Source organism: Streptomyces sp. SM1 (assembly GCF_002910825.1).
GTDB lineage: Bacteria > Actinomycetota > Actinomycetes > Streptomycetales > Streptomycetaceae > Streptomyces > Streptomyces okerensis.
The window spans coordinates 1-683 of the sequence record NZ_NEUB01000198.1 but is presented as its reverse complement, the minus strand read 5'-3'; the positions used below and the strand labels follow the sequence as shown (position 1 = coordinate 683).

Annotated in this window: 1 protein-coding gene; it reads left to right on the top strand. The window is 77.5% G+C overall.

What is annotated here, in order from left to right:
- Nucleotides 1-683: glycosyltransferase (locus B9S61_RS04550; RefSeq protein ID WP_146064708.1), on the top strand; the 683-nt coding region annotated here is incomplete at both ends.

The window sequence follows — 683 nt, the reverse complement described above, 5'->3', positions numbered from 1 at the left end:
GGCCGCCCGGCACGCCGAGCGGGACTCCCGGGTGGCTCCCGTGCACGCGCCGCCGGAGCAGGGGCTGGCGGGGGCGCGCAACGCGGGGATGCGAGCGGCGAACGGGACGTATCTGCTGTTCCTCGACGGCGACGACGTCCTGGTCCCGGGTGCGCTGGCCGCCCTGGACGCCCGCCTGGCGGACACGGGCGACGTGGACGTGCTGCACTTCGAACATGAGCGGGTGCCCTGGTGGGAGGGCGAGCCGGCCAACCCGGCCGCGCCGCTGCTGGCGGACACCCCGGACGGCGCCTTCGCCCCCGGACGTGCCCGCGGGCTCACCGGTGTGCTCCTCCCGGCGTGGAGTGCCGCCTGGCGCCGCGCGTTCGCCGCCGAACAGTGCCTGGCGTTCCCCCCGGGTCACTTCACGGACATCGGGTGGGGCGGGCTCGCGATGCTGGGCGCCGAGCGCGTGGCGGTGCTCCGCGCGGTGGTCGTACGGCATCTGGTGCGCCGGCAGGGCAGCCGGCCGAACCTGCCCGGCGGGCACCACGCCGAACTGCTGGACCAGGCCGACCTGGTGCTGGCCCGCGCCGCCGACCTGGAGGTGTCCGCCGACCGGGCGGGACCGCTGTTCGAGCAGTTGTTCGCCGCCGTGCTGAAGACGGCCGCGCACCCCCGCCGGCTCCCCTCGGGCCGCCGCG